Below are 25,588 nucleotides of genomic sequence, written 5' to 3' on the forward strand. Positions count from 1 at the left end.
TTAGTCCTCTCCTCCCTGTTGTTCCCATTCCTTGACGCGGGCCACATGATCATACGGGCTCTCGAAACGCTCAAACATCGGGCGGGCTCGCGATGGATAGGTTTTTGCCGGATCGTCATAGGCCGCAATCAGCCCCAGAAGGCGTTTGCCTACCAGCTCGACGACATCCTCGGCGGCATAGTCCTTTTCGACGCCGGGCTTGCGCTCGCCAGCGTCCCGTCCACCGGACAGGCGGATCCATTCCATGTTGCCGACTTCGATGCCGCGGGGGATGGTGTCAAACCCACCGAGCTTAGCCATGTAGCCTTCCAACGCCAGCTGTGGGGCAAAGCCGAGCAGCACCTGCTTGGCGGAGGGCGGTTGGCCGGTCTTGAAGTCGATGACTTCGAGCCTGTCGTCAACGGTAACATCGAGCCTGTCGGCACGGCCTCTGAGGATGAAGTCACCGCCGCGCATCGGCAGGGTGATGCGCCCGGAAATCTCGGCATGACGCCCGGCAATGCCATCGGCGCGGGGCGCCTCCCAGTCGAGCACGAACCAGCGGGCGATGCGCTCGAAGCGGGGCCACCAGAAGGCCAGAAGCTCGGGGAAATTTTCCCATTGGACAAAGGCCTCACGGCCAAGTTGGAGAAGGCGCTCGACGGCGCTGTCATCAAAGGGGCCGGTCCATTCTTCGGTGAAGGCCCCCAGAATGTCGTGAATGATCGAGCCCTTTTCCGCTCCCCCCGGAGCAGACCCTATGGGGTCGAGAACTTTCAAACCCAGCACATGCTTGGCATAGAGGGCATAGGGATCGCGCACCCATGTCTCGATTTCGGTGACCGAGAGCGAGCGGGGGCGTGCCTCGAGCGGCGGGCAGGGGGCGGGGCGCTCGATCGTGACCGGCTGGCGCGGCGCATCCAGTTGCCGGGCCCAACGGGTGAGCAGGTCTCCCCGTTTGTGCATGGCGTCGCGCGCCTCGGGTCCGGCGACTGCTTCCAGACGCTGTAGCCAGCGGCTTGGCACGCTCGGCGAGCCGCCCGTCTTGACAGCACGAACCAGCACGACTTCGCGCCGTCCCATGGCCTGGGCAAAGTCGTGGGCGGCGAGGCCAATCCGGCGTTCAGGCGGTTCCAGTTTCATCTGGGCGCGCATCGGCCGGGAAAGCCAGGCGTCGGTCTTGGTCTCGGCTGGCCATGAGCCCTCGTTCAGCCCGCCGATGACGACCCTGTCCACATCAAGCAGGCGCGCTTCCAGCGTTCCGAGCAGTTGCACCCGCTGGTCGCCTTCGCCGTGTGACAGCACCGTCTCGCCGGACATCAGGGCCACCAGAAACGGCTCCAGATCGCTGGGTGTCATGTCGGAGGCAATGGTAGCTGCCAAGGAGGCCCGGTCAAAGAAATCCTGCATCGATCGCCCTGCGGCCTCGTCATAGAGCCGGTCGGGCGTCCCGTCCCGGTCCATCGCCACCGCCTCAAGGGCGGCAATCACGGATGCAAGCCAATCGGCAAAGGAAGGCTCCTCCTCGGCATCCACAAGGGCAAGCAGCGGGGCGACCGCTGCAACAAGCTGGTCGAGCAACTGCGCGGTGAGGGCCCAGGTTTCCGGCAGCGCCCCATCCGCGCCGAGCCGCTTCTGTTCAGCGTCGCGTTTGCGGGCAAATTCATCCAGCAGGGGCTTCTGGCCATCACCAAGGCGCGGCCCGCGCAGCACGCGCAATTCGAGAAAGCGGGCAGCCCGTCGCACATCGGCGCGGGGCATGCCGAACGAAGCCAGCGGATGCTTCATCAGTGCCAGCAGTTTGACCGGATCGAAGCCATTGACGACGCAATCGATCATCAGGCGCATCAGCAGCGCGGGCGGTGTTTCGGCCAGCGGCATGCCTGCGGTGTCTTCAACGGTGATCCCCCAGCGCTTGAGTTCGAGCAGAACCCGTCGCGCCAGCGCCCGATCCGGGGTGACAAGCGCCGTGCGGGCGCCGGGGCGTTCCAGCACCTCGCGCAGTGCAAGAGCGGCTATGCGCGCCTCTTCCTGTTCGTTGCCCGCCTCGGCCAGTGTCACGTTGTCGAGCGCCAGCGCCCGGTCAGCGTGGCTGATCGCTTCAAGGCTTGTCTGCCAGTGTTCGGTGGTTTCAGCCGGGCGCAAGGCCTCGCTGACCAGCCTCTCGCGCAGCGCGAGCGCGGAGGCGACGTCGGAGAGCTGGGTCACGTCCGCGCGCTGCAACGCCATGCGGTCAAGCAATTGCTTGAGGTTGAACTGGGGATGCCCGGCAGACGGTTCGGCTTCGCCGGTTTCAGGATGCAGACGGCCGATGGCCTGCCAGCTTGCCTCATCAAGACCGGTGTCGAGTCCGGGCAGAATGAGCGCTCCTTGCGGATGGCGGGCAACCGCTTCCAGCAGGTCGGCGGTGGCGGGAATGGAACCGGTCGAGCCCGCAGCAATGACCGGGCCGTCATATTGGCCGATCGCCATGATTTCCGCTGCCAGCACGGCATTGCGCCGCTCCACCGGATCGACAAGCTCCAGTGCCTTGAGATGCTCTGGCCATGTGGCGGTGGCGATTTTCAGGAAGTCGAGGCTCATCTGCCAGAAGGCGCCGTAATCCTCAGGCACCAGATCGTTGAGATAGGCCCAATCGGAGCGCTCGCGGTGCACGGCATCGATAAGGGCAAGAAGATCAATGGCCAGATAGGCCGCATCAGTCGGGCGGGCCGAGACATGCAGTGGTTGATCCGGCGTGAGCCCCATCAGGGCGTGGTCAACCTTCTGCGCCCAGTGATGCACCATCCGGGTCATGGTCAGGCGGCGCTCGATGGAATCCATGGCGGTGGGCAGCTTGCGGAACGAAGCGTCGCTGCTGGCCGCCACCTTGAAGGGCAGCAGATCCTCATCCGCCTCGCCGATGACGTGGATTTTCGGCAGAATGGCACTTTGCCAGCCCCGCTTGCGCAAATGCGGCAGAAAGGCTTCCTTGAGGGCGTCGGCGGTGCGGCGCGTCGGCACATAGAGGATGGCGCGGCTGAGGTCGGACGGGTTCCTGGCGCTGAAGCCCTCGACCAGCCGTCCGTCGATCATCGCATCGATCAGGGTTTCCAGAAAGGAGCTGGAAGGGGAGATGGTAAAAACATTCGCCGCTCTGCTCATCCCTGTTTCTCCCCCTTGAGTACCCCGTTGGGCGCTTGGTCGTTCGGCATTGGCCGCAAGACTCACGTCGTGCAAGGGCAGAACAAATGCCATCAGCTGACCGGAGCGCTCCGATCAGCCGATTCAATTGTCGCCCATTTGAGGACAGTTCGCCTCAAGACGCAAGGCAGGTCAAGGCAATTTCAGGGCAGGCGTCCACCGGTTGCGCTCTCGTTGAGGGCGCGTTCAGCCCAGCGGATATCCCGTGGCGTGCCGACATGCATCCAGGTGCCATCCATGATCAGGCCATAGAGGCGACCCTTCTCGATGGCCTGGTCGAATTCCTTGTTGAGCGAGTGGACGTCTTTCTTGGAATCCTTGAATAGGCGCGGGTGCAGAATCGCGGCACCACTATAGACATAGGGCGAGACTTCGTGTGCCTTGCGACGGCGCAGGCGGCCATAGGGGTCGAGCAGGAAGTCGCCGCGGCCCTTGTAGCCGACGGCGGTGACGGTCGGAGCCAGCAGCAGCAGGCCATCCATGGTGTCGTCCATCCAGTAATGGGCCAGCAGATCAAGGTTTGGAACGGAGCCTTCCATCCAGAAGCTGTCGGAGTTCAAAAGATAGAATGGGTCTTCCCCCAGCAACGGCAGGGCATTGACGACGCCGCCGCCGGTTTCCAGCAGGGTGTCCCGCTCGTCGGAAATGACAATCTCGAAATCGTCATACTGACGGACGTGGACGTCGACAAGGTCGGCCAGATAATGCACGTTGATAACGGTGCGGGTCACCCCGGCCCGAGCCAGCGCAGTCAACGGTCGGTCGATGATCGCTCGGCCACCCACGTTGATCAGTGGTTTCGGTGTAATCGCAGAAAGGGGGCGCATGCGTTTTCCCATTCCGGCGGCGAGGATCATTCCGGTTTTTGGGCGGTTGAGCGTGTTCATGGTTCTGTCCGTGCTTTTGTCGTTATTGTCCCTCAGTGACGCAACAGGGGCACCGAGGCTCGGCTTGGGTTATCATGTTGAGCCTGATACGTCTTGGGAACCTTGGGACAAGGTCAAACGCATCAGGGCAGGTTAGTGGTCGGTTGCCGGTAGCAGGCCTTCGGCCTCGTACCAGCGCTTCAGGGCACCAAGGAGTGGGTGGTCAATGGCGCGTGAAAGATAGTCTAGACTGCGCGGCACATGGGCAAGATAGCCGGTCCGTCCAGCCTGATTGGCTGCCCGTGCAAACGCTCCGAGATTCTTGGAGGTGCGCTGGGCGGCAATGATGTGATAGGTCTCGGTGAAGGTGGCAGTAGTTGCGGCATCAAAGCCGCGCAGGCTCACATAATGGGTGCGCATTGCCTGTTCCAGTGAGGCCGGGATGGTCACCCGGGCATCCATGGAAAGCGCGGCAAGGTCATAGGCCGCTGGGCCGATGAGGCAATCCTGAAAATCAATGAAGCCGATGGCCCCTTCGCCAGCATCTGCTCCGAGCCAAAAGCAGTTGGGATCCTGCACGTCGCGCAGCACGAGAACCTGCTCTGCGGCGGTGATCTGGTCGAGGAGCGGGAGCCAGAGCGCCTTGAATTCGGTGCGCTTCTCTTCCGGGCAGGCTCTGCCATGGACATGCGGCCAGTAATGGTCAAGGAAGACATCAAGCTCGATCTCGAAAGCATTGTGGTCGTAGCGAGAAAGCGTGTGGCTACCACCCGTGCCCTCGAACCGGGTCGGCAGGGGCTGCTGGTGCAGATGGGCAAGGGCCGAAACTGTTGCCAGATAGCGGGCATTGACGGGCTCTTCCGGGCCCTCGGCCAGCGTCACGCCGCCGAAATCCTCCCACAGCATCAGGCCGTCTTCAACGGAGGCCCCGAAGCGGTGAGGCACCCTGAGACCCATGGCTTCCAGCCTCTCGGCAATCGATAGCATGGGGGCAAGGGCAGTGACCCGATGGGCGACCTGATCATAAAGCCTGCCGTCTGGCAGCAATGGCCCCGGTTGCCGCTCCGGCATGTCCATCAGGATTGCGGTCTGTTGCAGCTCTTCGGGATGATCCGATGTCTCGGCAAACGGATCCTGCGGGCGCAACACCCGGTCATAGCTGCGAGGGGAGAGGTCTGAGGCGATGGGGTGGCGCAGGGCATCGCCCCAACCGGCATCAATCAGCAACCGGCGTTTCTGGCAAAGGCGCATGAGCCGTTCCCGCCAGACATCATTGCCCACGATGGTCAGGGTGCGGGCCGCGTCGCTCTCTCCTGCCGCAAAGCACAGACAGAGGCATGAGGGCGGCAACAGATCATCGGCGCGATCTGGCCACTCGACTAGCGCCGCGCCGGTTTCCCATGACTCTTCGAAGCCGATTTCGTAAAGCTCTTCGCTGTCGCTGATTCGATAGAGATCAAAATGGGCGATCTCAAGCGAGGTTTCCCCGTCTTCATCGGGCATGGCATAACCTTGCACCAGTGTGAAGGTCGGGCTGGGAACCTCAAGCCATGGATCACCGGCCCGGGCGCGCAAAAGGGCGCGGGCAAAGCTGCTCTTGCCCATGCCCAGATCGCCGGAAAGCGCAACAACATCACCACAGGCGAGCAGGGGCGCAAGATCGGACGCCAGCGCCGCACTTGCTGCTTCCGACAGCCGGTCAAACACAAAGGACCAGCCGTGGGTCTCTTGAGACGGTAAGGATGTTCGGTCAGCCATCAGGCATCCTGCAATCTGCGCGAAGAAAAGCAAAGCTGCGTTCGAAGCTATGCTCGAACCTTTGTTCTGGCCACTGGATATAGCAGGAAAGGGCCACTTGTCGACTCTTATGGTGAAAAACTAAGGGCGCATTGGTGGAATGAGAGCCATGAGTGAGGCGCGGGTCTCGCAAGGTGTGGGCAACTGGCTGCAGAAGGCTACCCGGCAGGGCGACTGACCCGGAAAAGACCTTACGGGCAGTCTACGCGAAGGGTCATCAGAAGGGCCATCAGAAGGGCCAAGAGCTTGCCATGAAAAAAGGGCCGTGATGGCCCCGATTTCAGTGTCGCGCTGTCGCCGGGCTATTCAGCTGCGGCGGTGGTCGAGCGGGCGTCTATTTTAGGTTCAATGGGAAAGCTACAGGTTACGCTCGTACCCTTTCCCTCGTTGCTGGCGATGGTCACCTTGCCACCATGCAGTTCGACAAAACTCTTGACGATGGAGAGGCCGAGACCGGCGCCACCACGGCCATTGCCGGAAGCCCGGCTTTCAAAACGGTCAAAGGCGGAATCGAGATAATTTTCCGGCATGCCACAGCCCTTGTCGCTGACCGTGAACAGGATGTCCATCGGTGTCCGTTCTGCCACAATGGAGATATCTGAATCCGGGTCCGAGAAGGCAATGGCGTTGGAAATGAGATTGAACAGCACCTGCCGCACCCGCTTCTGATCGCCGGTGAACTCGCCCATATTCTCGGCAACCGATATGTCGAGACGGATGTTCTTTTCGGCAAGCCGGTCCTGCAGGCCCTCTGCTGCAGCCCGGATCGAGTCGACCGGGTCCACCTGATCAAGATCAAGCACGACGATGCCCGCATCGATGGTCGCCAGATCGAGAATGTCATTGACGATGGCCAGCAGCGACGAACTGGAGGTCATGATGTGGTCGGTATATTCGCGCTGGCGTTCGTTGAGCGAGCCGAAAGATTCGCTGGTCAGAAGCTCGGTGAAGCCGATGATGTTGGTCAGGGGCGAGCGCAACTCGTAGGACACATGCTGGATGAAGGTGTTCTTGAGCTGGTCGGCGGCGAGCAGGGCTTCGTTGCGTTCCTGCAGGCTGCGTTCGACGGTGACATTGCCGGTGACATCGACAAAGGTCATCATGGTCGCGCCGTCGGGCAGCGGGATGGAGGCATAATCGAGGAACCGTCCGTCAACGCATTCCATCCGGCCGATCACGCCCTCGCGCTTGTCTTCAAGGCCGACAACACTGCCGATGAGGGTCGCCCAGACCTTGGTGGAATCATATTTCCGGCGGCACAGTTCCAGCACGGCAGCCACATGGGGCTGGCCTTCGAGCTGATCATTCTGGAAGTCCCACAGGCGACTGAAGGCGGGGTTGGACATGCGCAAGCGGCCATCGGAACCAAACACCACGACGCCGTCGTTGAGATGGTCGAGCGTCTCGCTCTGCATGCGGATGAGGGCGTTGTAGCGTTTTTCAAGGTCCAGACGTTCGGTCACATTCTCGAAGATATAGATGACGCCTGCGTCCGGATTGGGAGCGGCAATGACGCGCAGCGACTGGCCGTCGGGCAGGTGCCACCAGTGCTCGTGTGCTTCCACGTCGCGATAGGAGGAAAGGAACTTCTTCTTCCACTCGTGGAAATTGGCCTGTTCCGGCAGGCTGCGGTTGATGCGCAGCTTTTCAAGGATCGCATTTTCGTCCGGATTGGTGTCAAGGAAGGCCGGGTCCAGCTTGAACTGGCTGCTGTAGGCGGCATTGTAGAATTGCAGCTGCTGTGAGGAATCAAAGATCGCAACCGGCGTCGTCAACTGGTCCAGCGTGTTGGCATAGAACAGGTGCATGCGATCAAGGGCCTTCTCGGCGTCCTCCAGATCGGAAACGTCCGTTGCGATACCGACAGAACCCGGGTGCTGATAGATGTCCGTGACGTCGAAGATCTTGCGCTTGCCTTCCGCAATGATCGGCAGCCGCTTGACGGCCAGATCCTTATTGCCACCCGACTGGCTACGGCGCTCGTGAATCTGAAGAACCGCCTCCCGGCCTCGCTGATCCAGAAGTTCGATCTGATCTTCAAGCACAGCCTCAAGGGACTTGCCGTCGACGGCCCGCACATAGGCATCATTGGCCCATGTCAACTGGCCATCTTCATCGCGAGACCAGACCGGCATCGGCATGCTGTTGAGCAGGGTGGCAAGACGCGACAGTTCCTTGCGCTGGCGGGCGGCCTCATGTTCCATCCGCACACGGTCGTGCTCGTCGCCTTCCAGAATGCGCAGCTGGACGAGCGCCCGTCCGCCGGATGTGCGGCCACGAAATTCCACCAGATTGCCATTCAGCGTCTGGGCCGACTGGACAAAGCGCTGTCCGGTCGCGCGCAGGGTGCCGATGGCTTTTTCGATGTCCTGAACGCTGTCCACCTGTAGCCAGTTGCCAAAGGCCAGAATGGCGTTGCCGACCGGCACGAGATGATCGTTGGTCACCAGATTGCCGGTGACAATCGGCTGCTGGTCCTTGCCGTTCCAGATGATCAGCAACTGGTCGGTCGCGTTGAGAAGACTTTCGGAGCGATCCAGTTTGGTCTGCAATGTCTGGATGGCTTCCATGGCCGACATCAGGCGGGTGCGACTACGACGGCGCTCGCGGATGACAGCCCAGCCGGCAATCAGCACGAAAATCGCCAGAGCGCAGATCAGTGCCAGCCCGAGCAGTTCCCACTGCATCGGATTGCCGCCGAAAGATTCGGTCAGGGAATTGGTCGGGCGTTCGATCAGTGCCGGGATTGACGGCAGCAACTCTCCGGCCAGCAGATTTTCGCTAGCGCCTTCCGCTTCGGGTAGGGACTGACTTGATACACCCGCCAGCACAATGACAGGAAGCGTCAGCGAGAGGGCAAGGGAAAGAGACAGGGACAGCGGCAGAGAGGTGAGAAACTGCGCCGGGTGCAGGAGGTTGGAAAGAAGGGAACTGGACAGGATTTCCGTTGCCTGTGCGTCGGTCTGGTCGTCCTGATCAGGCGTGCCGTCCGTAAAAGGATCGGGACGATGGGGTTTTGTTATGTTTCCGAACAGGCCGTTTTTCGGCATCTTGCTCGTCCTTTCGCCGCTCCGAAAGACCGATTCCCGGTCGTTCATTCTTTCACCCGTCGCGCCACGCCTTCCCTCAGGAAGGGCACTGCGCATGATCGGCATGCACCGATCACTCTGCCCATTTGGTCCTTGAAGGTGCCCAACACACCATGACCGGAACGCACTTTCACACTCGTCTTTGCAGTAACAGCAGTCACGTCATTGGCAACCGGAATCCGGAAAAGACTCAGACTCCTCCATCGGCCCCTGAATGAAACAAACAGAGGAAAAGCCTCAGGCCCAACATATCGGATACTGCTTGAAACTACGCCATTTCGGGATTTGAACCGGGGCCTCCTCCGATCCAAATCGAATCACTTTACATTAACCTTTCCGCGACTCGGGCAGAAGAGTCCGCGTGAAAATTTGGCCAAAAAAAAGCGCCCTTTTCACATCGGAATAGGGGCGCTTCATTTCAAATGATTGCTGTTAAGGCGTTAACCCGTTGGATTTTCGCCATTCCTTAACATTTCGTTAAGGATGTGCTTAATAGCGGTAATGGTCCGGCTTGAACGGTCCTTCCACAGGCACGCCGATGTAATCGGCCTGTTCCTTGCTGAGCTTGGTCAATTTGACGCCCAGTTTTTCCAGATGCAGCATCGCAACCTTCTCGTCGAGAGCCTTTGGCAGCACGTAAACGTCCTTGCCATACTGGTCGTGACGCTGGAACAGCTCGATCTGGGCGAGGGTCTGGTTGGTGAAGCTGGCGCTCATCACGAAGGACGGGTGGCCGGTGGCGCAGCCAAGGTTGACCAGACGCCCTTCAGCCAGCACGATGATGCGCTTGCCATCGGGGAATTCCACTTCATCGACCTGCGGCTTCACATTGTGCCACTTGTAGTTTCTGAGCGCGCCGATCTGGATCTCGCTGTCGAAGTGGCCGATGTTGCAGACGATGGCGCGGTCCTTCATGGCGCGCATATGGTCGTGGGTGATGACATCCTTGTTGCCGGTGGTGGTCACGAAAATGTCGCCCTTCGGAGCGGCGTCTTCCATGGTGACCACTTCATAGCCCTGCATGGAGGCCTGCAGGGCGCAGATCGGGTCGATTTCGGTGACCACGACGCGGGCTCCCTGGGAACGCAGGGACTCAGCCGAACCCTTGCCCACGTCGCCAAAGCCGGCAACGACGGCGACCTTGCCGGAAATCATCACGTCGGTTGCGCGCTTGATGCCATCAACGAGGGATTCACGGCAGCCATAAAGATTGTCGAACTTGGACTTGGTGACCGAGTCGTTGACGTTGATCGCCGGGAAGGGCAGATCGCCAGCCTTGGCCAGATGATAGAGACGGTGAACGCCGGTGGTGGTTTCTTCGGAAACACCGAGGATTCCGTCACGGATCTTGGTGAACCAGCCCGGGGTGGCCTTGGCGCGCTTCATGATCTGGGCCTTGACCACTTCCTCTTCCTCGTTGCCGGGGTTCGGGATGATCTCTTCACCGGCATCAGCCTTGGCACCGAGCAGAACATACATGGTTGCGTCGCCGCCATCGTCGAGGATCAGGTTCGGGCCTTTTCCATCCGGCCAGTCGAAGATGCGGTCTACATAGTCCCAGTATTCCACGAGGCTCTCGCCCTTGACGGCGTAGACCGGCACGCCGGTGGCAGCAATCGCGGCGGCTGCGTGGTCCTGGGTGGAGAAGATGTTGCAGGTGGCCCAGCGCACTTCAGCGCCCAGTGCCGTCAGCGTCTCGATCAGAACTGCGGTCTGAATGGTCATGTGCAGGGAACCGGTGATCCGTGCGCCCTTCAGCGGCTGCGACGGGCCATATTCGGCGCGGGTCTGCATCAGGCCGGGCATTTCGGTTTCGGCGATGGTAATTTCCTTGCGTCCCCAGTCAGCCAGGGACAGATCTTTGACGACAAAATCAGCCATTGTAATACCTCAAGTCCTGGACCATACACTCGTGGACGGGTCCAATTGATCTCTGCGAGCAGGCCGGGCATCATCAGCGCCGGATTGCCTGCTCGATTTTGCAACAGCTATACCCTGCATCGAAGTACAAGGCAATAAGGATATAAAGAATTCTTTATATGACTGAAGGGATATGATTGAGGGAGTATGAAGCCGTTCATCGAAAGACCGGACGCCACCCGCTGGCCACTGCCTTATTGGCACCATTTTTGTGCAGCCATGATCAACCATTCGAAGGTCCGCACAAAAAGATCTTGAGTTCCCCGTCCGGGACCGCCAGCATTGTCCCGCCTTGGTCTGTCGACGTCATAACCGGTTTGCCAGCACCATATTTTTCTGGACAGACACCACTATTGCCAAATTCAAGGAGAGCCACTCATGAAACATTGCATCATTTCCGGAGCCAACAGAGGCGTCGGTCTGGCGCTCGTCAGTCATTATCTCGCCGAGGGAAACTGGCATGTCCATGCCTGCTGCCGCCAGCCGGAAAAGGCAGACGCCCTGCGCGCGCTGGTTCCGGCGAATCTTGGCCGGATCACGCTGCACACGCTCGACGTGACCGATCAGGCTTCGGTTGACGCTCTGGCCGAGGCTCTGGCCAAGACTCTGGATGGTCAGCCGGTCGACCTGTTGATCAATAATGCGGGCATCAAGGGCAGCAAGCACCAGTCGCGGGATGACATGGATTATGATGCATGGGCCGAGACTTTTGCGGTCAACGCCATGGCACCTCTGCGGGTGACCGAAGCCCTGCTGCCCCAGCTCAAGGCCGCAGACGGTGCCAAAATCGCGACCATCTCCAGCCAGATGGGGGCCATCTGCAACGAGGGCACCGGGCAATATGCCTATCGCTCGTCCAAGGCCGCCGTCAACAAGGTGATGTCTATCCTGGCTCAGGAAGTGGCCGCCGACGGACTGATCTGCATTCTCCTGCATCCGGGCTGGGTGAAAACCGACATGGGCGGACCATATGCCCAGATCACCCCTGCTGAAAGCGCAGCAGGAATCGCCGCCACCATTGAGAAGGCCACACAAGCCGACAATGGCGGCTTCTTCAAATGGAACGGCGAACCCCATGGCTGGTAGATCATGATGGGAACCGCCTTTTTCATTCTCTCCAAGATTGTCGGCCTTTTGCTGCTGGTCGAGAGTTGGCTGTTTCTGGGCTCCCTGTTCAGCCTGATCGCGCTCTTCTCCGGTGCCATTGTGCCAGCCAAATGGCTGTTGGCGATCACCTTTGTCATTCTGGCGCTGGCCCTGTCTCCGTTGACGGATGTTGTGCTGGCACGGCTCGAGACCGCCTATCCGGCCAACCCTGACCTGACCGACGGCAAGCCGGTGGACGGCATCCTCGTGCTCGGGGGCAGCATCATCACCAGCCACTCCGAACACTGGCAGCAGCCGGAATTCAACCACGCCGGAGAACGCATCACGGAAGCCGTCCGGCTTGCCCGGATGTTTCCTGATTGTCCGATCCTGATTTCGGGGGGCAACGCTTCGCCCCTTGATCTCGTGCTGGGCAACGATGGCGCCAGCGAGGCGGAAATGACCCGTGACCTGCTGGTCGAAATGGGGGTGCCGTCTGAGCGTATCCTGATCGAGACCAAATCACGCAACACGGCTGAAAATGCTCTCTTTTCCTCCCGTCTCATGGGGGAGGACAGGCACAAACGCTGGGTTCTGATCACCAGCGGCTTCCACATGCTGCGCGCCATGAACAGCTTCGAGACGGCAGGCTGGACCGATCTCATTCCCGATCCGGTCGACCATCGCACCAACCTGTCCAGCCAGCCATTCAGCTGGTATCCCGGCGGCAAGCTCGAACGGGCAGATCTGACGATCAAGGAACTGGTGGGCCTGCTGGCCTATTCCCTGACGGGGCGCTGATCGTCTGACGGGGCGCCGGTCTGCGGATTGCGCCCTTTCCTTCTTCTGCGTGCCTATTCGCGATGTCAGTCCCCCTTGCGGGGCTGTTGCGGATTGCTGATGCGCGGCTTCTGTTGCGTTTTGCAACCGGGTCTGTTTTTGTCAGTACATCGTTAAACCTAAAATCAGAACGGTTCGATTATCATTCTGTTAATCATGTTGCGTAACCGAATATTTTTTAAAACCAACTAATACTCACTCACTGGGACGGGATCGAATAAACGGTATTCTGGGATGGAGTGTCTACCGGTGCGGCGATCATCTCCCGAGGTTTTCGGGAGTTAACAGGTATACAGTCAATGACAGAAACGGCTCAATTGCCCCTCTCGGGGATAAGGCTAAAAATCCGGCAACTGATGGGAAACAGGGACGCGCGTGGCATTTTCGGCACCATGGTGTTGAAGGTCGCGAGCGCCGGTATTGCCTTTGCGCTGTTTTCATTGGCGGCCAACGCCGCCGGGGCCGAGGAATTCGGGCGCTTCTCCATTCTCTTTTCTGCCTTGTCGATTCTGTCGATCGTGGCGGCCTCCGGTCAGGAAATGCAGGTTGTCCGGTCCTGGAGTGAATATCTCTCCGACAACAGACCCGGTCTGGCGCTGGGAGCCCTGCGTTATGGATGGTATGTCTCCATCGGGGGCGTCGTGTTCATTTGCACCCTGTTCTGGGTTGCGTTCGAAATGGACACCAACATTTTCAGAGAGACGATCAAGACAGGGCACATGATGGCCTTTGCCTCCATAGCCTTTCTGGTTGGCAACACCCTTGCCCTCTACAGCTCACACGCCACGCGGGCGATTGTTGGCATCCGCATGGCCGATGGTCACTACGAGTTCACCTGGCGCGCATTTGCCGTGGTGTTCCTGATCATCAGCCTGTTTGTCGGCCATCCGGTTACCAGCACCGAAATTCTCGCTGTCTTTGCTCTTGGATTGGCCTTTGTGGTTGCCACCCAGGCCTTCGCCGTCAGCAAAGAGGTCAAAAAGCAGATCGGAGATGATGTCGTCGCTGACTATGATGTCAAGCAATGGACACCGCGCTCCGTTCGCTTCTGGCTGGCTTCCATCATGGAAGTTTCCAACCAGCATATGGAGGTCTTCATCATCGGCATGCTGCTTGATCCGATCTCGGCAGGGGCCTATTTCGTGGCCGTGCGGCTGGCCAATGCCTTCGCGCTGGCGACCAGTGGCCTTTATACCTTCGGAACGCGGCGGGTGCCATCGCTCTATTTCTCACGCAACATCCCCGAACTCAAGCACACGTTGAACCTGATGGCAGGCATGAGCCTGATCGTCGTGCTTGTCGGCATGTCCGCCGTTGTCATTGGCGGCGACTATATGCTGATGATTTTCGGGCGATCCTATGCCGACTATTACTGGATCTTCCTGATCCTTGCGATCGGAACGGGTATGACGGCGGCCAATGGCGCAGCGCCTGCCCTTTTGATGCTGACCGGCCACGAGGGGCGCTATGTCACCATTGTCACGGCCTCGGTCATCTTGCGCGTCGCCGGTTTCTTCATCGTTGTGCCGCATTTCGGCATTCTGGGGGCGGCTGTGGTTTCCTGCGTGGTCATGGTCGTCATGGCCTGGCTGACCAATTATTTCTGCCGTAGCCTCACTGGCATGGATTCCTCCATCATGCGGTTCATCGTCGAGAGCAGAGATGAGCCGCCAACCCGGTTTCAAGAAGCAAATCATATTCCTGACAGCCAATGAGGTACTCATTTGACCAACATGGCCCAATCATTGACCGAAACGTCTCCGGATGCGACGGCTGAAGCTGCGCAGGCGGAACGCCCGATCAGGCTTCTCTTCATCCAGACACAGGCCGAAAACGCCGGTGCACAGGAGATCTCCCGTCTGTTGGGGGAAGGCTTAACGCCCAAGGGCTATGACATCCATCACCTGTTTTTCTATCGCAAGACCGACGCTTTCGACGATGCCCCGGATACATCCTTTACGGTGGAGAAACGCCCGCGCAATCCCTTTGCGCTGCTCATGTTTCTGATCAAGCTGATCTTCCAGATCCGGGCATTGAAGCCGGATGTGGTGCTGACCTTCCAGCATTACGGCAATCTGTTCGGTGCCCCGGCGGCCCGCCTTGCCGGTGTGCGTCATGTCATCGCCAATCAGGTCTCGGCTCAGGCGACCATGAACGACACCATTCGCCGCATCGACAAGCTCTGGGGCCGTATCGGGCTCTATGATGTCATCACGGTCAACTCGGTCGATACCGCAGGGGAATACAAGGATTTTCCTGCTGCCTACACCCGGCGCATCATTCACGTGCCGCATGGGTTCAAGGACAAGAGCTCCCAGTTGAGCAAGGCGGAGGCTCGGGCCCGCTTCGGTCTGCCCGATGATGTCATCATGCTGGGGTCGGTCGCCCGACTGAACCGGCTCAAACGGCTGGATGTCGCCATTCACGCCCTGACTTTCAACGAATGCTGGCACCTGGTCCTTGGCGGGCAGGGGCCGGATGAAATGCGCCTTCGGTCCGTTGCCCGCGACCTTGGCGTGGAAGATCGAACTCATTTCACGGGGGAAATGGAGTCCGAACAGGTTGGTGATCTGCTTGCCGCCATGGACATCTTTCTGTTTCCGACCGAGGCAGAAACCTTTGGACTTGCGGCTGTAGAGGCGGCTCAGGCAGGACTACCGATTGTATGTAATGACATTCCAGTGCTAAGAGAGGTTATGAAAACCGATCTGGGCCCCTGTGCCCTGTTTGCAGACAGCAATAATCCGGACAGCTATGCGGAACCGATCCGCAAGCTGCTGCGGGACAAGACGCTGGTCGATCAACTGACGGAAGCGAGCCGTGCGCTGAAGACCCTCTATTCCATGGGGGCCATGGTGGCGCGCTATGATCAGCTCGTATTGGATATGACCGAAGCGAACTAATTCAAATTGGGGGATTCGAGGTCAATGAGATATTGCCTCTATTTTGACCCGTCATGCAGCCGAAGTTGGCACAGGCTGCTGGTTGAACGGATGTCAAAGAAATTTCAGGCAGAGGCTCACACCTGTCGGTCCGCTGCCGCAGGTCAGCCGTCGCGCATTGCACGTGTGCTGGATTTCGAAAATCATTACCTGTTCAAGGGGAAGCCGCATGCCGCATCGCCCCTGCCGCCAGAGATGCTGGAAGCCGTAGCGCCCGCTGCCGATCGGTCTGCCGGGTTCGATCTTGTGATCGATCTGGTGGGTGATGGCAACGCGCCTCGGGGCAAGACCACTCTCACCTTGCTGTTCAACGGCTTTCCGTCTGAAAAGGCCCTCATTGGGTCGATCATGCACGGGGGAATGCCGCAGATTGCCCTTTCTGATCAGACTGGCGCGATTGTCGCAACGGGCAATCCGTCACCGGAACTGGCCAAGGGGCTCTCCGGGGCGATGGAACAGACCTATGCAAGGGTCATTACGCTTATACTGGCTTACATCAACCATCCGGACAGGTGGCTCCATCCGCTCAGCAAGGTAGAAGCCGACTGGCCAGGCCTGAAGGATGTGGCCAAGTGGATCTTCAAGATGGTCGTCACCCGCTTCGTTAAGCAGATCTACTATCGCCTGTTCCTGCCAAGCCATTGGCGTGTGGGGTGGCGCTGGGTGACCGGTCAGGACGTCTGGAGCAGTCTGTCGCTTGACGGCGAGCCCTGGAGCGTGCTTGACGATCGAAACAACCATTTTTATGCGGATCCTGTCCCCTGGAAAAAGGGTGGCAACCATTACCTGTTTTTCGAGGATCTGGATCACAAGACCCAAAAGGGCATCATTTCAGTCGTCAAGATGGAGAAGAATGGCCCCGCTGGCCCCATAAAGCCATGCCTTGAGGAACCGTTCCATCTCTCCTACCCCTTCCTTATCGAGTATGAGGGAGAGACCTACATGATCCCGGAAACTTCGGCCAACCGAAAGATCACGCTCTACAAGAGCAGCAACTTTCCCTTCGGCTGGAAGCCCTTCAAGACGATCCTGAGCGACATCGACGCAGCCGATGCGACCATCACCAGACATGAGGGACGCTGGTGGCTGTTCTGTGTGACGCGCGATGGCGGCGGCGGATATTCCGATTGCCTGTCGATTTTTTACGCCGAGGATCTGTTCGGCCCCTGGCTGCCCCATGCGCAGAACCCGGTGCTTGTAGACAGGGCAACAGCCCGTCCGGCAGGGAATTTTGTCATCCGCAACGGCAGGCTCTGCCGCCCGGTGCAGGATTGCAGCCATTCCTATGGCTGGCGTATGCAGCTGGTCGAGGTGACCGAACTGACGCCGGAGAAATATGAGCAGCAGAGCATCACGAAGCTGACGGCCAATGACTTGTGGCCGGGGCGCAAGCTGCACACGTTGAACCGGGCCGGTAATCTGGAAGTCATCGATGGTGCCGTGCTGCGGCCGCGGTCGCACTATTTCAAACCCATCACCAACTGGCTCTACCGCCCCGCATCGGACGACTGACGGGACAGGGAGGGGCCAGAGACCTTTGCACGGACAGCTCTTGGAGCTGCCCTGATCCATGTGACATCACCGGGACAAGTGGCGTGGAATACAGCTTGTCCGGGCACACGCAGGCCGCCGCACCATCCTGCGACTACGCGTGATTGCGGCTTATGGTTAACTAAAACTCAATACCATCCCTTCATACTTGAGCGAGACGGAAGTGGGAGTCTGCCCGTCTTCCGGTTGCAATTGTATAGAGTCGCAGGGATTGTTCATGTTCGGACGCAAAAAAAAGAAATCTGATCTGGATTGGCAGCCGGATGGTGAGCCGGTTGCCGCAGATGTTGCTTTCTCTTCTGCCGAAGATGGCAAAAAGGCAAGGAAGAAGGCGCGAAAAGCTACCGCAAAGGCGGCGCCAACGGTCACGCCGCATGCCTCCTTTTCCCCCTCGATCCAGACGGGTGTTCCTGCAAGTGATGTCTGGAGCGGATTGGTTCATCCGCGAGCGATCCTGCGTTTCCTGCGCCAGCAGTTTGTGCTGATTACCCTTGTCATGCTCCTTGTCGTTGGCGCGGGGCTGACTGCTTACAACCTGCTGCCAAGCAAGTTTGCCTCGACGGCACTGGTTCTGGTTGATCCGCGCCAGCCCCGGATCACGGATTCCGACACCGTCGTGTCCGGCATCGGTGGCGATGCGGCTGCTCTGACCAGCTATGTGCAGATCATGAAAAGCGGCGGCTTCCTTACCAAGGTCGTTGATGAACTGGGGGTCAAGGATGACCCGGACTATGCCGGAGCCCAGAACCAGACCGCTCTTGTCGGCATGTTCCAGAAGAATATCTCCGCCAACCGTCAGGGCGCGACCTATATCGTTGAGGTCAATGCCGTATCGGGTGACAAGGAAAATGCTGCCAAATATGCCAACGGTGTAGCCGCTGCCTTTGTGCGCGACCAGAAGGACTATCGCAGCAACGCCAACGAGGAGGCCGCGCAATGGCTGTCCGAACGGCTGCAGTTGCTGCATGGCAATCTGAAGAAATCCGAAGAGGCTGTGGCGGCCTATCGTGCCAGGAACGGCATCGTCGACGCCGGGTCGCAAGGCACCCTCGACAATCAGCAGCTGACCTCGCTGATCTCGCAGATCGGCGCGGTGACCACCGAGCTGGCCGACTCCAAGGCTCGCTATGATCAGGCCCGCAAGGACGGTGTGCCGGGAAGCGCCCGCGCGACCCAGAGCGGCGAATTCACCAACCTCGATCAGCTGATGCAGGAGCAGGACCGCCTGCGCCGCGACGCTGCCGAACTGAGCCAGACCCTTGGCAGCCGCCATCCCCGCATTCTGGCAAACCGCGAGCAGCAGTCGATCATCGCCGGTCAGATTACCCGCGAACGCAGCCGCCTCGTCGAGCGCGCCAAGCAGGATTACGAAACCACGCTTGCCAAGAAACAGGCGCTGGAAGGCCAGTTGGCCGATCTGCGTCAGCGGTCCATCCAGCTCAACCAGGCCAAGGTGGAACTGGACAACCTTGAGCGGGAAGCGACCGCCAACCGCAATCTCTATGAGCAGTTTCTGGCCCGCTACAAGATCACCGACGAACAGGCACAGTTCAATTTCAACGAAGCGCGAATCGTCTCCAAGGGCGTCGTGCCTTTGAAATCGACCAAACCTTCAATCAAACTGGTTGGGGTCGCGCTGGTCGTCCTCGGGTTTGTGCTCGGGTTGCTGGTTGCCCTCATCCGGGTTGCCTTTGCCGCGCCGGAACGGGGGAGAGAAAGCGACTTTGACGGCTTTGCGAGAGGGCCGAACGGTCCACTCTCTCCGGCCCCTGTCGACGTGTCGGCACATTTTGCGAGCAACTATCGCTTTGCCGGCGTGGCCTACGCGCCCGGGAGCTATCCTGCCTCGGCAGAAAGCGCTGCCCCATTCGCGGCCACCCCGTTCAGCTTCACGCCAACCGGTGCGGCGGCCAATGCAGCTCCCGTTGTGGCCGCTGCCGTCGCCAGCAAGTCCGTTGATGATTTGGAGGAAGCCGAATCTGAAGCTTTGGCAATGGATCCTGCAGAGGGCACGACGCAAGAGGTCGCAGCATTGCAACCGGCTGAAGAGCCTGAAGCGCAGGTCGCCAGCGAAATCATGGGCGATGACGCCCAATCCGGCCTAACGGCTGTCAGTACGTCTGGGCAACCGTCCGGCGGTTCGGCCGATCCGGTGATCATCCGTCTTCCGAACGCCCCGACGGAAGGGGGGCGTTTGCCCGCGACACCGCCACAGACCAACATGTGGTTCAAGGCCCTTGATGGCTTTCTCAAGGATGGACTGGCCGAAGAAAATCTGAGCCTGCTGGTAACGGCAGCCCAGCCCGGAGAAGGCCTCAATGTCACCGCCGATCTGGTGCGCAGTTTCGCGGTTGACGCCGGGTTCCATCCGGTTGTCATCTCGCTTCAGGGGCAGCCAAACCAGCCGATGACGGCAAATGCCGGTGGTGCGATGCAAAGGCCGGTTGCCAGAATGGAGCAGTTCGAGGACTACGACCTGATCCCCTTCTATGGCGCGTCCGGTTTTGACAGTGCCGAAGGGCTGAGCCTGGCACTCGCCGAAGAACTGGCAGGTCTCATTGATCTGTGCTCGGAAACCTATGGCTTCGTGATCCTTGAGGCAAGGGAGCTGCTCGACCCGGGCACCCTTGAAGACCTGATGGATCTGGTCGATCACAGCATCGTCGTTCTGCAAAACGAGGTGCTGGAAGAGGACGATCTGGCCGATTGGTGCGACTGGGCCAGCGAATGCGGCGCCGGTCTCGTGCTGGATCAAACTCTAAGTTAAGTTTTTTCTGATAACACCTGACCTGAATAGACCTGTGTCTTCTGTCTTCAGAGGTGTTTGATGAACGATATCCCGAAAATCACGGTTGGCGGTTTGCCTATTGCAGTCGAGGACTGCGATGGCGCCGCCCGCACCATGCTTGAGCATGCCTATGACAGTCGGGGCAAGGGGCGCAAGCCGCTCTATGTCACCTCCGCCAATGGGCAGGTCCTCTCCATGTGTGCCAGTGACAGTGCGATTCGGGAGCTGTTTCTGAAGGCCGACCTCATTCATGCCGACGGCACACCGCTCGTCAAGGCCGCCAGGCTGTTGGCCAAAACGCCTCTGCCAGAACGCGTGGCCACCACGGATCTGGTACACAATGCCGCCCGGATGGCGGAAAAGGAAAAGGCCAGCTTCTACTTCCTCGGCGCTACTCAGGAAGGCATTGAGAAGGCGGTCGCCAACATGAAGCGGCTTTATCCCGATCTGATCTTTGCCGGCTATCGCAACGGCTATGTCTCGGCAGACGAGGAACAGGGCGTGATTGACGAGATCAATCGGGCGGCGCCCGACATTCTCTGGATCGGCATGGGCGTGCCGCTCGAACAGCGCTTCGTGGCGCGCAATCTGGAAAAGCTGACCGGCGTCGGGGTGGTCAAGACCTCCGGTGGCCTGTTCGACTTCCTGTCCGGCAAGAATTCCCGCGCCCCGCAATGGATGCAGGATGTCGGCCTTGAATGGGCCTACCGGATCTATCAGGAGCCGGGGCGCCTGTTCTGGCGCTATCTGACCACCAATCCGCACGCTGTCTGGTTGCTACTGACCCGTACACGCTGATCCCTATGGTTTGACCGGGAGGGGGCCTGATTGACTTATTTTTCAAAGAAAGCCGTGAGGCGCCTTGTCGAGGTCTCTTTGTTGTTCGGAGCAATTGCGCTTTTTCTCTTCTACTATCTTCCCATGAAGGAAGAAGACGTGAGATTGGGGACCGGGATAGCTGAACGGATGGAGAGCGCAGACGGAACGTTTCGTCGTGGCTTATCCCAGTGCCCAGCTGGACATCCCCTCTCGACAAATGGGAGAGATAGTCGTCTGGCCAGAGGTCTTAATTTTCCAAATTGGAGAGTAAAAAATCCGGACTTGAAACCAGATGATGATCTGCTAGGAAAGCTGTTTAGCGAAGGCTTTACGCATATTCGATTGCCGATAGAGCCTGTCATGGTTATGGAACCGTTTGCTTCTCCCGAAGAGATCAATCAGTACATGAGCGAGCTGGAAGGCATGCTTGGAAGGCTAACCGGTATGGGGTATGCCGTCAGTATTGATATGCATCCTTCAAGCGCGGTTATTGCAGAATTATACGAACGGAATCATGAGCTCGCATTTAAATTGCTGACCCAGGCTTGGGAAGGTTTGGCATCAAAGCTGAAAAATTGGCCATTTGACGATGTCTATTTCGATCTGTTGAACGAGCCAACAGATCATGGCCAATGGTGGCCGGCAGCTCAAGTTTTAGTTTCGCGGCTGAATTCGATTGCCCCGGGTCGCAGATTGATTGTTGGTCCTGGTATCTGGCAAAGATATGAGCCTTTGCTTCAATCACAACCGCTCAATGGCAATGACCTGATTTACGCCATTCACTTCTATAGCCCGATGGTTTTCACCCATCAATCGATGAACTGGGATGAAGGGTCTTCTTTATCGGCGATTTCTAATGTTCCATTTCCTGCAAGTATCAACCACCCTTCTGTTATGAACCAAATCATCCAGCTGAAATCTGCAGGCAAATCAAAGGCAGCTGAAGAGCTCAGCAAAGCTTATGAAGAACCATGGAATAGCGAGCGCATTGGCAAAATCTTCAAGCAAGTTGGCCAGTGGGCTTCAGCCCATAATGTCGCAGTTATAGTGAATGAATTTGGTGTGTTGGATTTTACCGTCGGTATGGAAGATCGAGGAAGATGGATAAGAGCTGTTCGTGAAGGCGCGGAATTAGCATGTGTTGGATGGGCATATTGGGACGTGGGGCCCGATGGCTTTGGGTTGATAGATGACAAGACGCGCAATGTTACGCCATATGCTATCGATGCCTTGTTGCATTAATCGCTTCCCATAGCATGCCATGCCACGGAAGGCGGTTCACGATCCTGAGCGTCATTGATGGCTTTAGCCGAAGTGCTTGGCATCCGTTGTTGATACGAGCCTGTCGGGCCTTGGCGTTGCCAGAGAGCTTGATGCCATCGCTGAGTGGGGGGGTGGGAGGCCACCCTTGTTTGGTTGTCAGTGACAATGGACTGAACAGACCCCGAATGCGATCCTGAACTGGCAGAACCACCTCCTTGTTTGGTTTGTCTCTCCCTCGATCTCTCGGGGCTCCTTAGATGCTTTTTCGACGCCCCCAATCATGCAGACGAGTTCAGGACGCATCTGTTTCAAGATATCCCAAAGCCCGGGAAGCATTAAGGCTGGCTGTCTTTAGCAGCGCAACATACTCTGCCTTTTTGGTTTCATCGAACCGGAATAGTGGAAAAGATATGCTCATGGCAGCAACCGATTTACCGAGATGGTCACGGATCGGAGCGGCCATGCAACGCACTCCGGCTTCGCTTTCCTCGATTTCCTCAGCATAGCCCAAATCTCGAGCCGTTTTGAGTTGCTCCAGATATTGCTCTCGATCGGTTATCGTATGAGGTGCCAGCTTGGCAAAATCCATCTTGCCTAGTCGATCATGGATTTCCCGCTCATCCCGCCAAGCCAGAAGGGCTTTGCCCAGAGACGTGCTGTGAAGTGGGTTGCGATACCCCAATGTTGATTGCATGGCGAGGCTATAGGCAGAATAGCCCAAGTCTATCATGGTTTGGAGCAAACGGTGGGCGGTGCTTTTGGTGGTCATCGCGCGCAGGGACAGATCTGCCAATCCGGCTCGCTTTTCCTCAACCAGGGTCTCCAGAACAGAGAAGACCTTCAACACGGACGCAACCTGGTTTGCCATATAATTGGGAGGTAGGTTCTATCCCAACCTGAATAGTTTCTTACGAGGAGGAGGATTTTGTTTAGAACGATTGGTGCAGTTTCAGTCCTGACCCTCATGGTCGGCACAATGGCGGTAAAAGCTGAGACACTCAAATTTGCCTATGCCAGCAATGCAACGCCCACCGTTGAGGCGATGAAGAAATTTGGCGAAATCCTGGAACAAAAACCAACGGTGACATGACCGTTCAGTATTTCCCGGATGGCCAGCTGGGTGGGGCGCGTGAGCTGGTTGAACTGGTCCAGACGGGTACCATCGACTTTACCAAGGTATCCGGAGGCCTGATGGAAAGCTTCGCGCTTGTTTATGGTGTCTTTTCCATGCCATATCTCTTTAACAGTCAGGAGCATTTCGACAATGTAATGGACGATGCCGGGATTATGCAGCCGATCTACGAGACCACCAAGGATCGCGGCATCGTCTTGATGGGCATTGGCTCGGTCGCCTGAGGGCGATTGACGCCTTGGCCAAAGGGACGTGATCCAAAAGCCGCGTGTCCGGCTTCCGGTAGACTATTACCCGCCAAAACCCGAATGTGGATTGGCACGGTTTCACTCTGTCAAACCCTGCTCCATGCTCGGTTCCCCTTTGGGAAGACCTGCAAACGAAACAATCTTGCAGGCAATGCAAGGCTCAGCTTGCTGTCAGAATTTTGATGGCTGCCGCTCCGAACAGAACGCCGATCAGGGCTTCAAAAGGGCGGCGAGCAGAAGAATAAATGTTTGATGCTGTCGGCGTGGAGAACACGAACGCATAGCCGACAAAGATTATCAAGGCCATGGTCTCGCATAGCACAATAGCCAGAATTAGGAATGGTATTGGGGCAGTATCTCCAAGGCCGATGGAAAGCGTCGCAATCCAGACGAGAGGAGCCTTGGGATTGGTCAGATGCAGCAAAAGTCCACGAAAATAACTGCGCCTTGCGCATTTTCTGCTTGATGCGGCTATTTTGGCAGGCGCTTGAGTTATGAGGGCTGACCGCCAGGAGCGGACCGCCAGATAGATCAGATAAACGCCTCCAGCCAGTTTCAGCACCATGAAAAAGCCCGCTGAAGCCTTCATGGCGGCAACGAGACCAAAGGCGGCGACACCACCCCAAAACAGGGAGCCGGTCACGATGCCAAATGACAGCGCGATGGCTGTGGATCGTCCTTGGGACATCGCAGTTCCGAGAATCATCAGCGTTGCAGGACCCGGACTGGCAACACCAACGCTGAAGACCGCAAGAATCGGAAGCAAGGCCGGTAGATAGGTAATCAGCTGGTCATAGGTCATTTCGGTCCACCTCTGTAAACAATCTGCAGTTCGTTCCCGTCCAAATCAGGCAGTTAGGGACATGATGACCTTCGCCATAGTGATGCGTAAGGCCGAGCCTTGCTGCATCTGTTCCACCTGATTTCAATCCTGCCTCATACACTTTGTCAACAACCAATACGAGTGTTGCTTCAAATCTGGCCGCGAGCTGCAAAGCTGCCATCAGGCGTGGTCTATCCAAATTGAAGTGTCTGGAACCAAAGCTGACCATCCTGACCTACATGCACATCGATATGGACTACGATACGCTCCGACACATATTGCCCGAAGGCGTCATTCCAGCCTATGACGGGCTGACGTTGTCCTTCTGAACAGAACTCTCCGATCCTCAGTCCCACTTTGCGCGGCTCTGATGCCACGCCTGCATCCGTGCAGACTCTGAACCACGTCAGGCGAGATTGTCTGAGGTCAACGGGTTCGCTTGTGAGCAAGTGGCTCGATGCATGGGACGACAGAACAAGGCTATCCAACGAAGGTACGGACCTGTCTTTGGACCTGTCACGGAACTGTGCCGCTCCTTTGAAAGCATATTGTGCAACAAAGAAGATTTTCTATGGGACGATCCAGAAGCGAAGAATTTCGACAAGAAGCGGTTCACATTGCACTGACCAGTGGCCTTACAAGACGGCAGGTTGCATCTGATCTCCGGGATTGGGATGTCAACGTTGAATAAGTGGGCGAAATTCCACAACGAGATTGATGTGGTCTCCGGCGATGATCAGCGCCTTGCAGAAGAGAATGAACGACTTCGACGTGAGAAGCGTCTTCTCAAGGAGGAGCGGGATATTCTAAAGTTGAGCCGTATCTGAAATGATCCAGTGGATCATTTCCAGGCGATAACGCCACGATGTTCTTCGCGAGCCAAAAGTCATGAGGTTCAGATTTGTCGAGGAACACCGAAAGTCCTTTTCCATCACACGTCTCTGTCAGGTCATGGAAGTCAGCACTCGAGGCTTTCGTGCCTTTTGCAAGCGCCTCGCCAGTCAAAGACAACGGACTGATATGATTGTTCTGGCCCATATATAGGAGCAATCGCGCCTCAGCCTGGGTAGCTATGGCCGACCGCGCATGACAGAAGAATTGAAGGAGCCGGGTCTGAATGTTGGCCATGGGCGTCCCTCTCGGCGGCGCTTTGCTTGCCTGCCGGGCAGTGGTTGGTCGTCTGATGCGGGAGAATGGCATTTGTGTGCAAAGAACCCGCAAATAGTGAGCCTTTGGAAGCGCCATTGGTTCAAGCCTAACGG

The 25,588-nt window shown here is 58.0% G+C and carries 18 protein-coding genes and 2 pseudogenes; 13 read left to right on the forward strand and 7 right to left on the reverse strand.

Features of this window, described 5'->3' with window-relative positions; all coding sequences use genetic code 11:
* The 5 genes from addB to ahcY all read right to left on the reverse strand — a co-directional run bounded on the left by addB (position 1) and on the right by ahcY (position 10,795).
* Positions 1-3,123, reverse strand: coding sequence for a double-strand break repair protein AddB (gene addB / locus DSL70_RS17055; protein ID WP_162916830.1), 3,123 nt, complete (start codon positions 3,121-3,123; stop codon positions 1-3).
* A gap of 182 nt (positions 3,124-3,305) precedes the next feature.
* Positions 3,306-4,049, reverse strand: a complete 744-nt coding sequence (locus tag DSL70_RS17060; RefSeq protein ID WP_205563307.1) for a nucleotidyltransferase family protein — start codon at positions 4,047-4,049, stop codon at positions 3,306-3,308.
* 132 nt (positions 4,050-4,181) lie between these two features.
* Entirely contained in the window at positions 4,182-5,786 is a 1,605-nt protein-coding gene (gene tsaE, locus DSL70_RS17065) for a tRNA (adenosine(37)-N6)-threonylcarbamoyltransferase complex ATPase subunit type 1 TsaE (protein WP_162916832.1), read from the reverse strand.
* Between the two features lie 341 nt (positions 5,787-6,127).
* Complete coding sequence (locus DSL70_RS17070; RefSeq protein WP_162916834.1) at positions 6,128-8,875, reverse strand: PAS domain-containing sensor histidine kinase; 2,748 nt, start codon at positions 8,873-8,875, stop codon at positions 6,128-6,130.
* A gap of 528 nt (positions 8,876-9,403) precedes the next feature.
* Positions 9,404-10,795, reverse strand: coding sequence for an adenosylhomocysteinase (gene ahcY / locus DSL70_RS17075; RefSeq protein WP_119309156.1), 1,392 nt, complete (start codon positions 10,793-10,795; stop codon positions 9,404-9,406).
* Between the two features lie 417 nt (positions 10,796-11,212).
* On the opposite strand from ahcY, the gene DSL70_RS17080 reads away from it, so the two are divergent.
* The 9 genes and pseudogenes from DSL70_RS17080 to DSL70_RS22610 all read left to right on the forward strand — a co-directional run.
* A complete protein-coding gene (locus DSL70_RS17080) occupies positions 11,213-11,920 on the forward strand; it encodes an SDR family oxidoreductase (protein WP_119309157.1) in 708 nt (235 codons plus the stop codon).
* A 3-nt stretch (positions 11,921-11,923) separates the two neighbouring features.
* The gene (locus tag DSL70_RS17085) at positions 11,924-12,721 is read left to right on the forward strand and encodes a YdcF family protein (RefSeq protein WP_119309158.1); all 798 of its coding nucleotides are present in this window, start codon (positions 11,924-11,926) and stop codon (positions 12,719-12,721) included.
* Between the two features lie 338 nt (positions 12,722-13,059).
* Positions 13,060-14,475, forward strand: coding sequence for a lipopolysaccharide biosynthesis protein (locus DSL70_RS17090; protein WP_119309159.1), 1,416 nt, complete (start codon positions 13,060-13,062; stop codon positions 14,473-14,475).
* A gap of 30 nt (positions 14,476-14,505) precedes the next feature.
* On the forward strand, positions 14,506-15,663 hold the full coding sequence (locus tag DSL70_RS17095) for a glycosyltransferase family 4 protein (protein ID WP_162916836.1): 1,158 nt from the start codon (positions 14,506-14,508) through the stop codon (positions 15,661-15,663).
* 90 nt (positions 15,664-15,753) lie between these two features.
* The gene (locus tag DSL70_RS17100; protein ID WP_119309161.1) at positions 15,754-17,214 is read left to right on the forward strand and encodes a glucosamine inositolphosphorylceramide transferase family protein; all 1,461 of its coding nucleotides are present in this window, start codon (positions 15,754-15,756) and stop codon (positions 17,212-17,214) included.
* A 256-nt stretch (positions 17,215-17,470) separates the two neighbouring features.
* Positions 17,471-20,020, forward strand: a complete 2,550-nt coding sequence (locus tag DSL70_RS17105) for a GumC family protein (protein WP_162916839.1) — start codon at positions 17,471-17,473, stop codon at positions 20,018-20,020.
* 60 nt (positions 20,021-20,080) lie between these two features.
* The gene (locus DSL70_RS17110; protein ID WP_119309163.1) at positions 20,081-20,839 is read left to right on the forward strand and encodes a WecB/TagA/CpsF family glycosyltransferase; all 759 of its coding nucleotides are present in this window, start codon (positions 20,081-20,083) and stop codon (positions 20,837-20,839) included.
* Positions 20,840-20,869: 30 nt separating this feature from the next.
* Positions 20,870-22,102, forward strand: coding sequence for a glycoside hydrolase family 5 protein (locus tag DSL70_RS17115; protein ID WP_162916841.1), 1,233 nt, complete (start codon positions 20,870-20,872; stop codon positions 22,100-22,102).
* Positions 22,103-22,128: 26 nt separating this feature from the next.
* A pseudogene (locus tag DSL70_RS22610) lies at positions 22,129-22,329 on the forward strand (IS3 family transposase); the annotation flags it as partial.
* An 86-nt stretch (positions 22,330-22,415) separates the two neighbouring features.
* Here DSL70_RS22610 and DSL70_RS17120 read toward each other — a convergent pair.
* Complete coding sequence (locus DSL70_RS17120) at positions 22,416-22,991, reverse strand: IclR family transcriptional regulator domain-containing protein (protein ID WP_119309165.1); 576 nt, start codon at positions 22,989-22,991, stop codon at positions 22,416-22,418.
* A 57-nt stretch (positions 22,992-23,048) separates the two neighbouring features.
* Between DSL70_RS17120 and DSL70_RS22445 the strand changes: the two genes are divergently transcribed.
* A complete protein-coding gene (locus DSL70_RS22445; protein ID WP_205563308.1) occupies positions 23,049-23,213 on the forward strand; it encodes a hypothetical protein in 165 nt (54 codons plus the stop codon).
* The gene (dctP, locus tag DSL70_RS17125) at positions 23,210-23,479 is read left to right on the forward strand and encodes a TRAP transporter substrate-binding protein DctP (RefSeq protein ID WP_205563309.1); all 270 of its coding nucleotides are present in this window, start codon (positions 23,210-23,212) and stop codon (positions 23,477-23,479) included. The genes DSL70_RS22445 and dctP overlap by 4 nt, the downstream gene beginning before the upstream one ends.
* Positions 23,480-23,663: 184 nt before the next feature.
* Here the strand turns inward: dctP and DSL70_RS17130 are convergent, their stop codons facing one another.
* Positions 23,664-24,305, reverse strand: coding sequence for a LysE family translocator (locus DSL70_RS17130; protein WP_119309166.1), 642 nt, complete (start codon positions 24,303-24,305; stop codon positions 23,664-23,666).
* Positions 24,306-24,526: 221 nt separating this feature from the next.
* Here DSL70_RS17130 and DSL70_RS22760 point away from each other — a divergent pair, with 221 nt between their 5' ends.
* Positions 24,527-24,655 carry a hypothetical protein gene (locus DSL70_RS22760; RefSeq protein ID WP_280955357.1) on the forward strand — a complete coding sequence of 43 codons (129 nt, stop codon included), beginning with the start codon at positions 24,527-24,529 and terminating at the stop codon, positions 24,653-24,655.
* A 242-nt stretch (positions 24,656-24,897) separates the two neighbouring features.
* A pseudogene (locus tag DSL70_RS17135) lies at positions 24,898-25,548 on the forward strand (transposase); the annotation flags it as partial.
* Positions 25,549-25,588: the final 40 nt, after the last annotated feature.

Source organism: Cohaesibacter haloalkalitolerans, assembly GCF_003574655.1.
GTDB classification, from domain to species: Bacteria; Pseudomonadota; Alphaproteobacteria; order Rhizobiales; family Cohaesibacteraceae; genus Cohaesibacter; species Cohaesibacter haloalkalitolerans.

Coding starts and splice junctions, on each gene's coding strand:
- DSL70_RS17070 (WP_162916834.1), bottom strand. CDS start 8,875: ATGCCGAAAAACGGCCTGTTCGGAAACATAACAAAACCCCATCGTCCC.
- ahcY (WP_119309156.1), bottom strand. CDS start 10,795: ATGGCTGATTTTGTCGTCAAAGATCTGTCCCTGGCTGACTGGGGACGC.
- DSL70_RS17120 (WP_119309165.1), bottom strand. CDS start 22,991: ATGGCAAACCAGGTTGCGTCCGTGTTGAAGGTCTTCTCTGTTCTGGAG.
- dctP (WP_205563309.1), top strand. CDS start 23,210: ATGACCGTTCAGTATTTCCCGGATGGCCAGCTGGGTGGGGCGCGTGAG.
- tsaE (WP_162916832.1), bottom strand. CDS start 5,786: ATGGCTGACCGAACATCCTTACCGTCTCAAGAGACCCACGGCTGGTCC.
- DSL70_RS17130 (WP_119309166.1), bottom strand. CDS start 24,305: ATGACCTATGACCAGCTGATTACCTATCTACCGGCCTTGCTTCCGATT.
- DSL70_RS17105 (WP_162916839.1), top strand. CDS start 17,471: ATGTTCGGACGCAAAAAAAAGAAATCTGATCTGGATTGGCAGCCGGAT.
- addB (WP_162916830.1), bottom strand. CDS start 3,123: ATGAGCAGAGCGGCGAATGTTTTTACCATCTCCCCTTCCAGCTCCTTT.
- DSL70_RS17080 (WP_119309157.1), top strand. CDS start 11,213: ATGAAACATTGCATCATTTCCGGAGCCAACAGAGGCGTCGGTCTGGCG.
- DSL70_RS17100 (WP_119309161.1), top strand. CDS start 15,754: ATGTCAAAGAAATTTCAGGCAGAGGCTCACACCTGTCGGTCCGCTGCC.
- DSL70_RS17085 (WP_119309158.1), top strand. CDS start 11,924: ATGATGGGAACCGCCTTTTTCATTCTCTCCAAGATTGTCGGCCTTTTG.
- DSL70_RS17110 (WP_119309163.1), top strand. CDS start 20,081: ATGAACGATATCCCGAAAATCACGGTTGGCGGTTTGCCTATTGCAGTC.
- DSL70_RS17090 (WP_119309159.1), top strand. CDS start 13,060: ATGACAGAAACGGCTCAATTGCCCCTCTCGGGGATAAGGCTAAAAATC.
- DSL70_RS17060 (WP_205563307.1), bottom strand. CDS start 4,049: ATGAACACGCTCAACCGCCCAAAAACCGGAATGATCCTCGCCGCCGGA.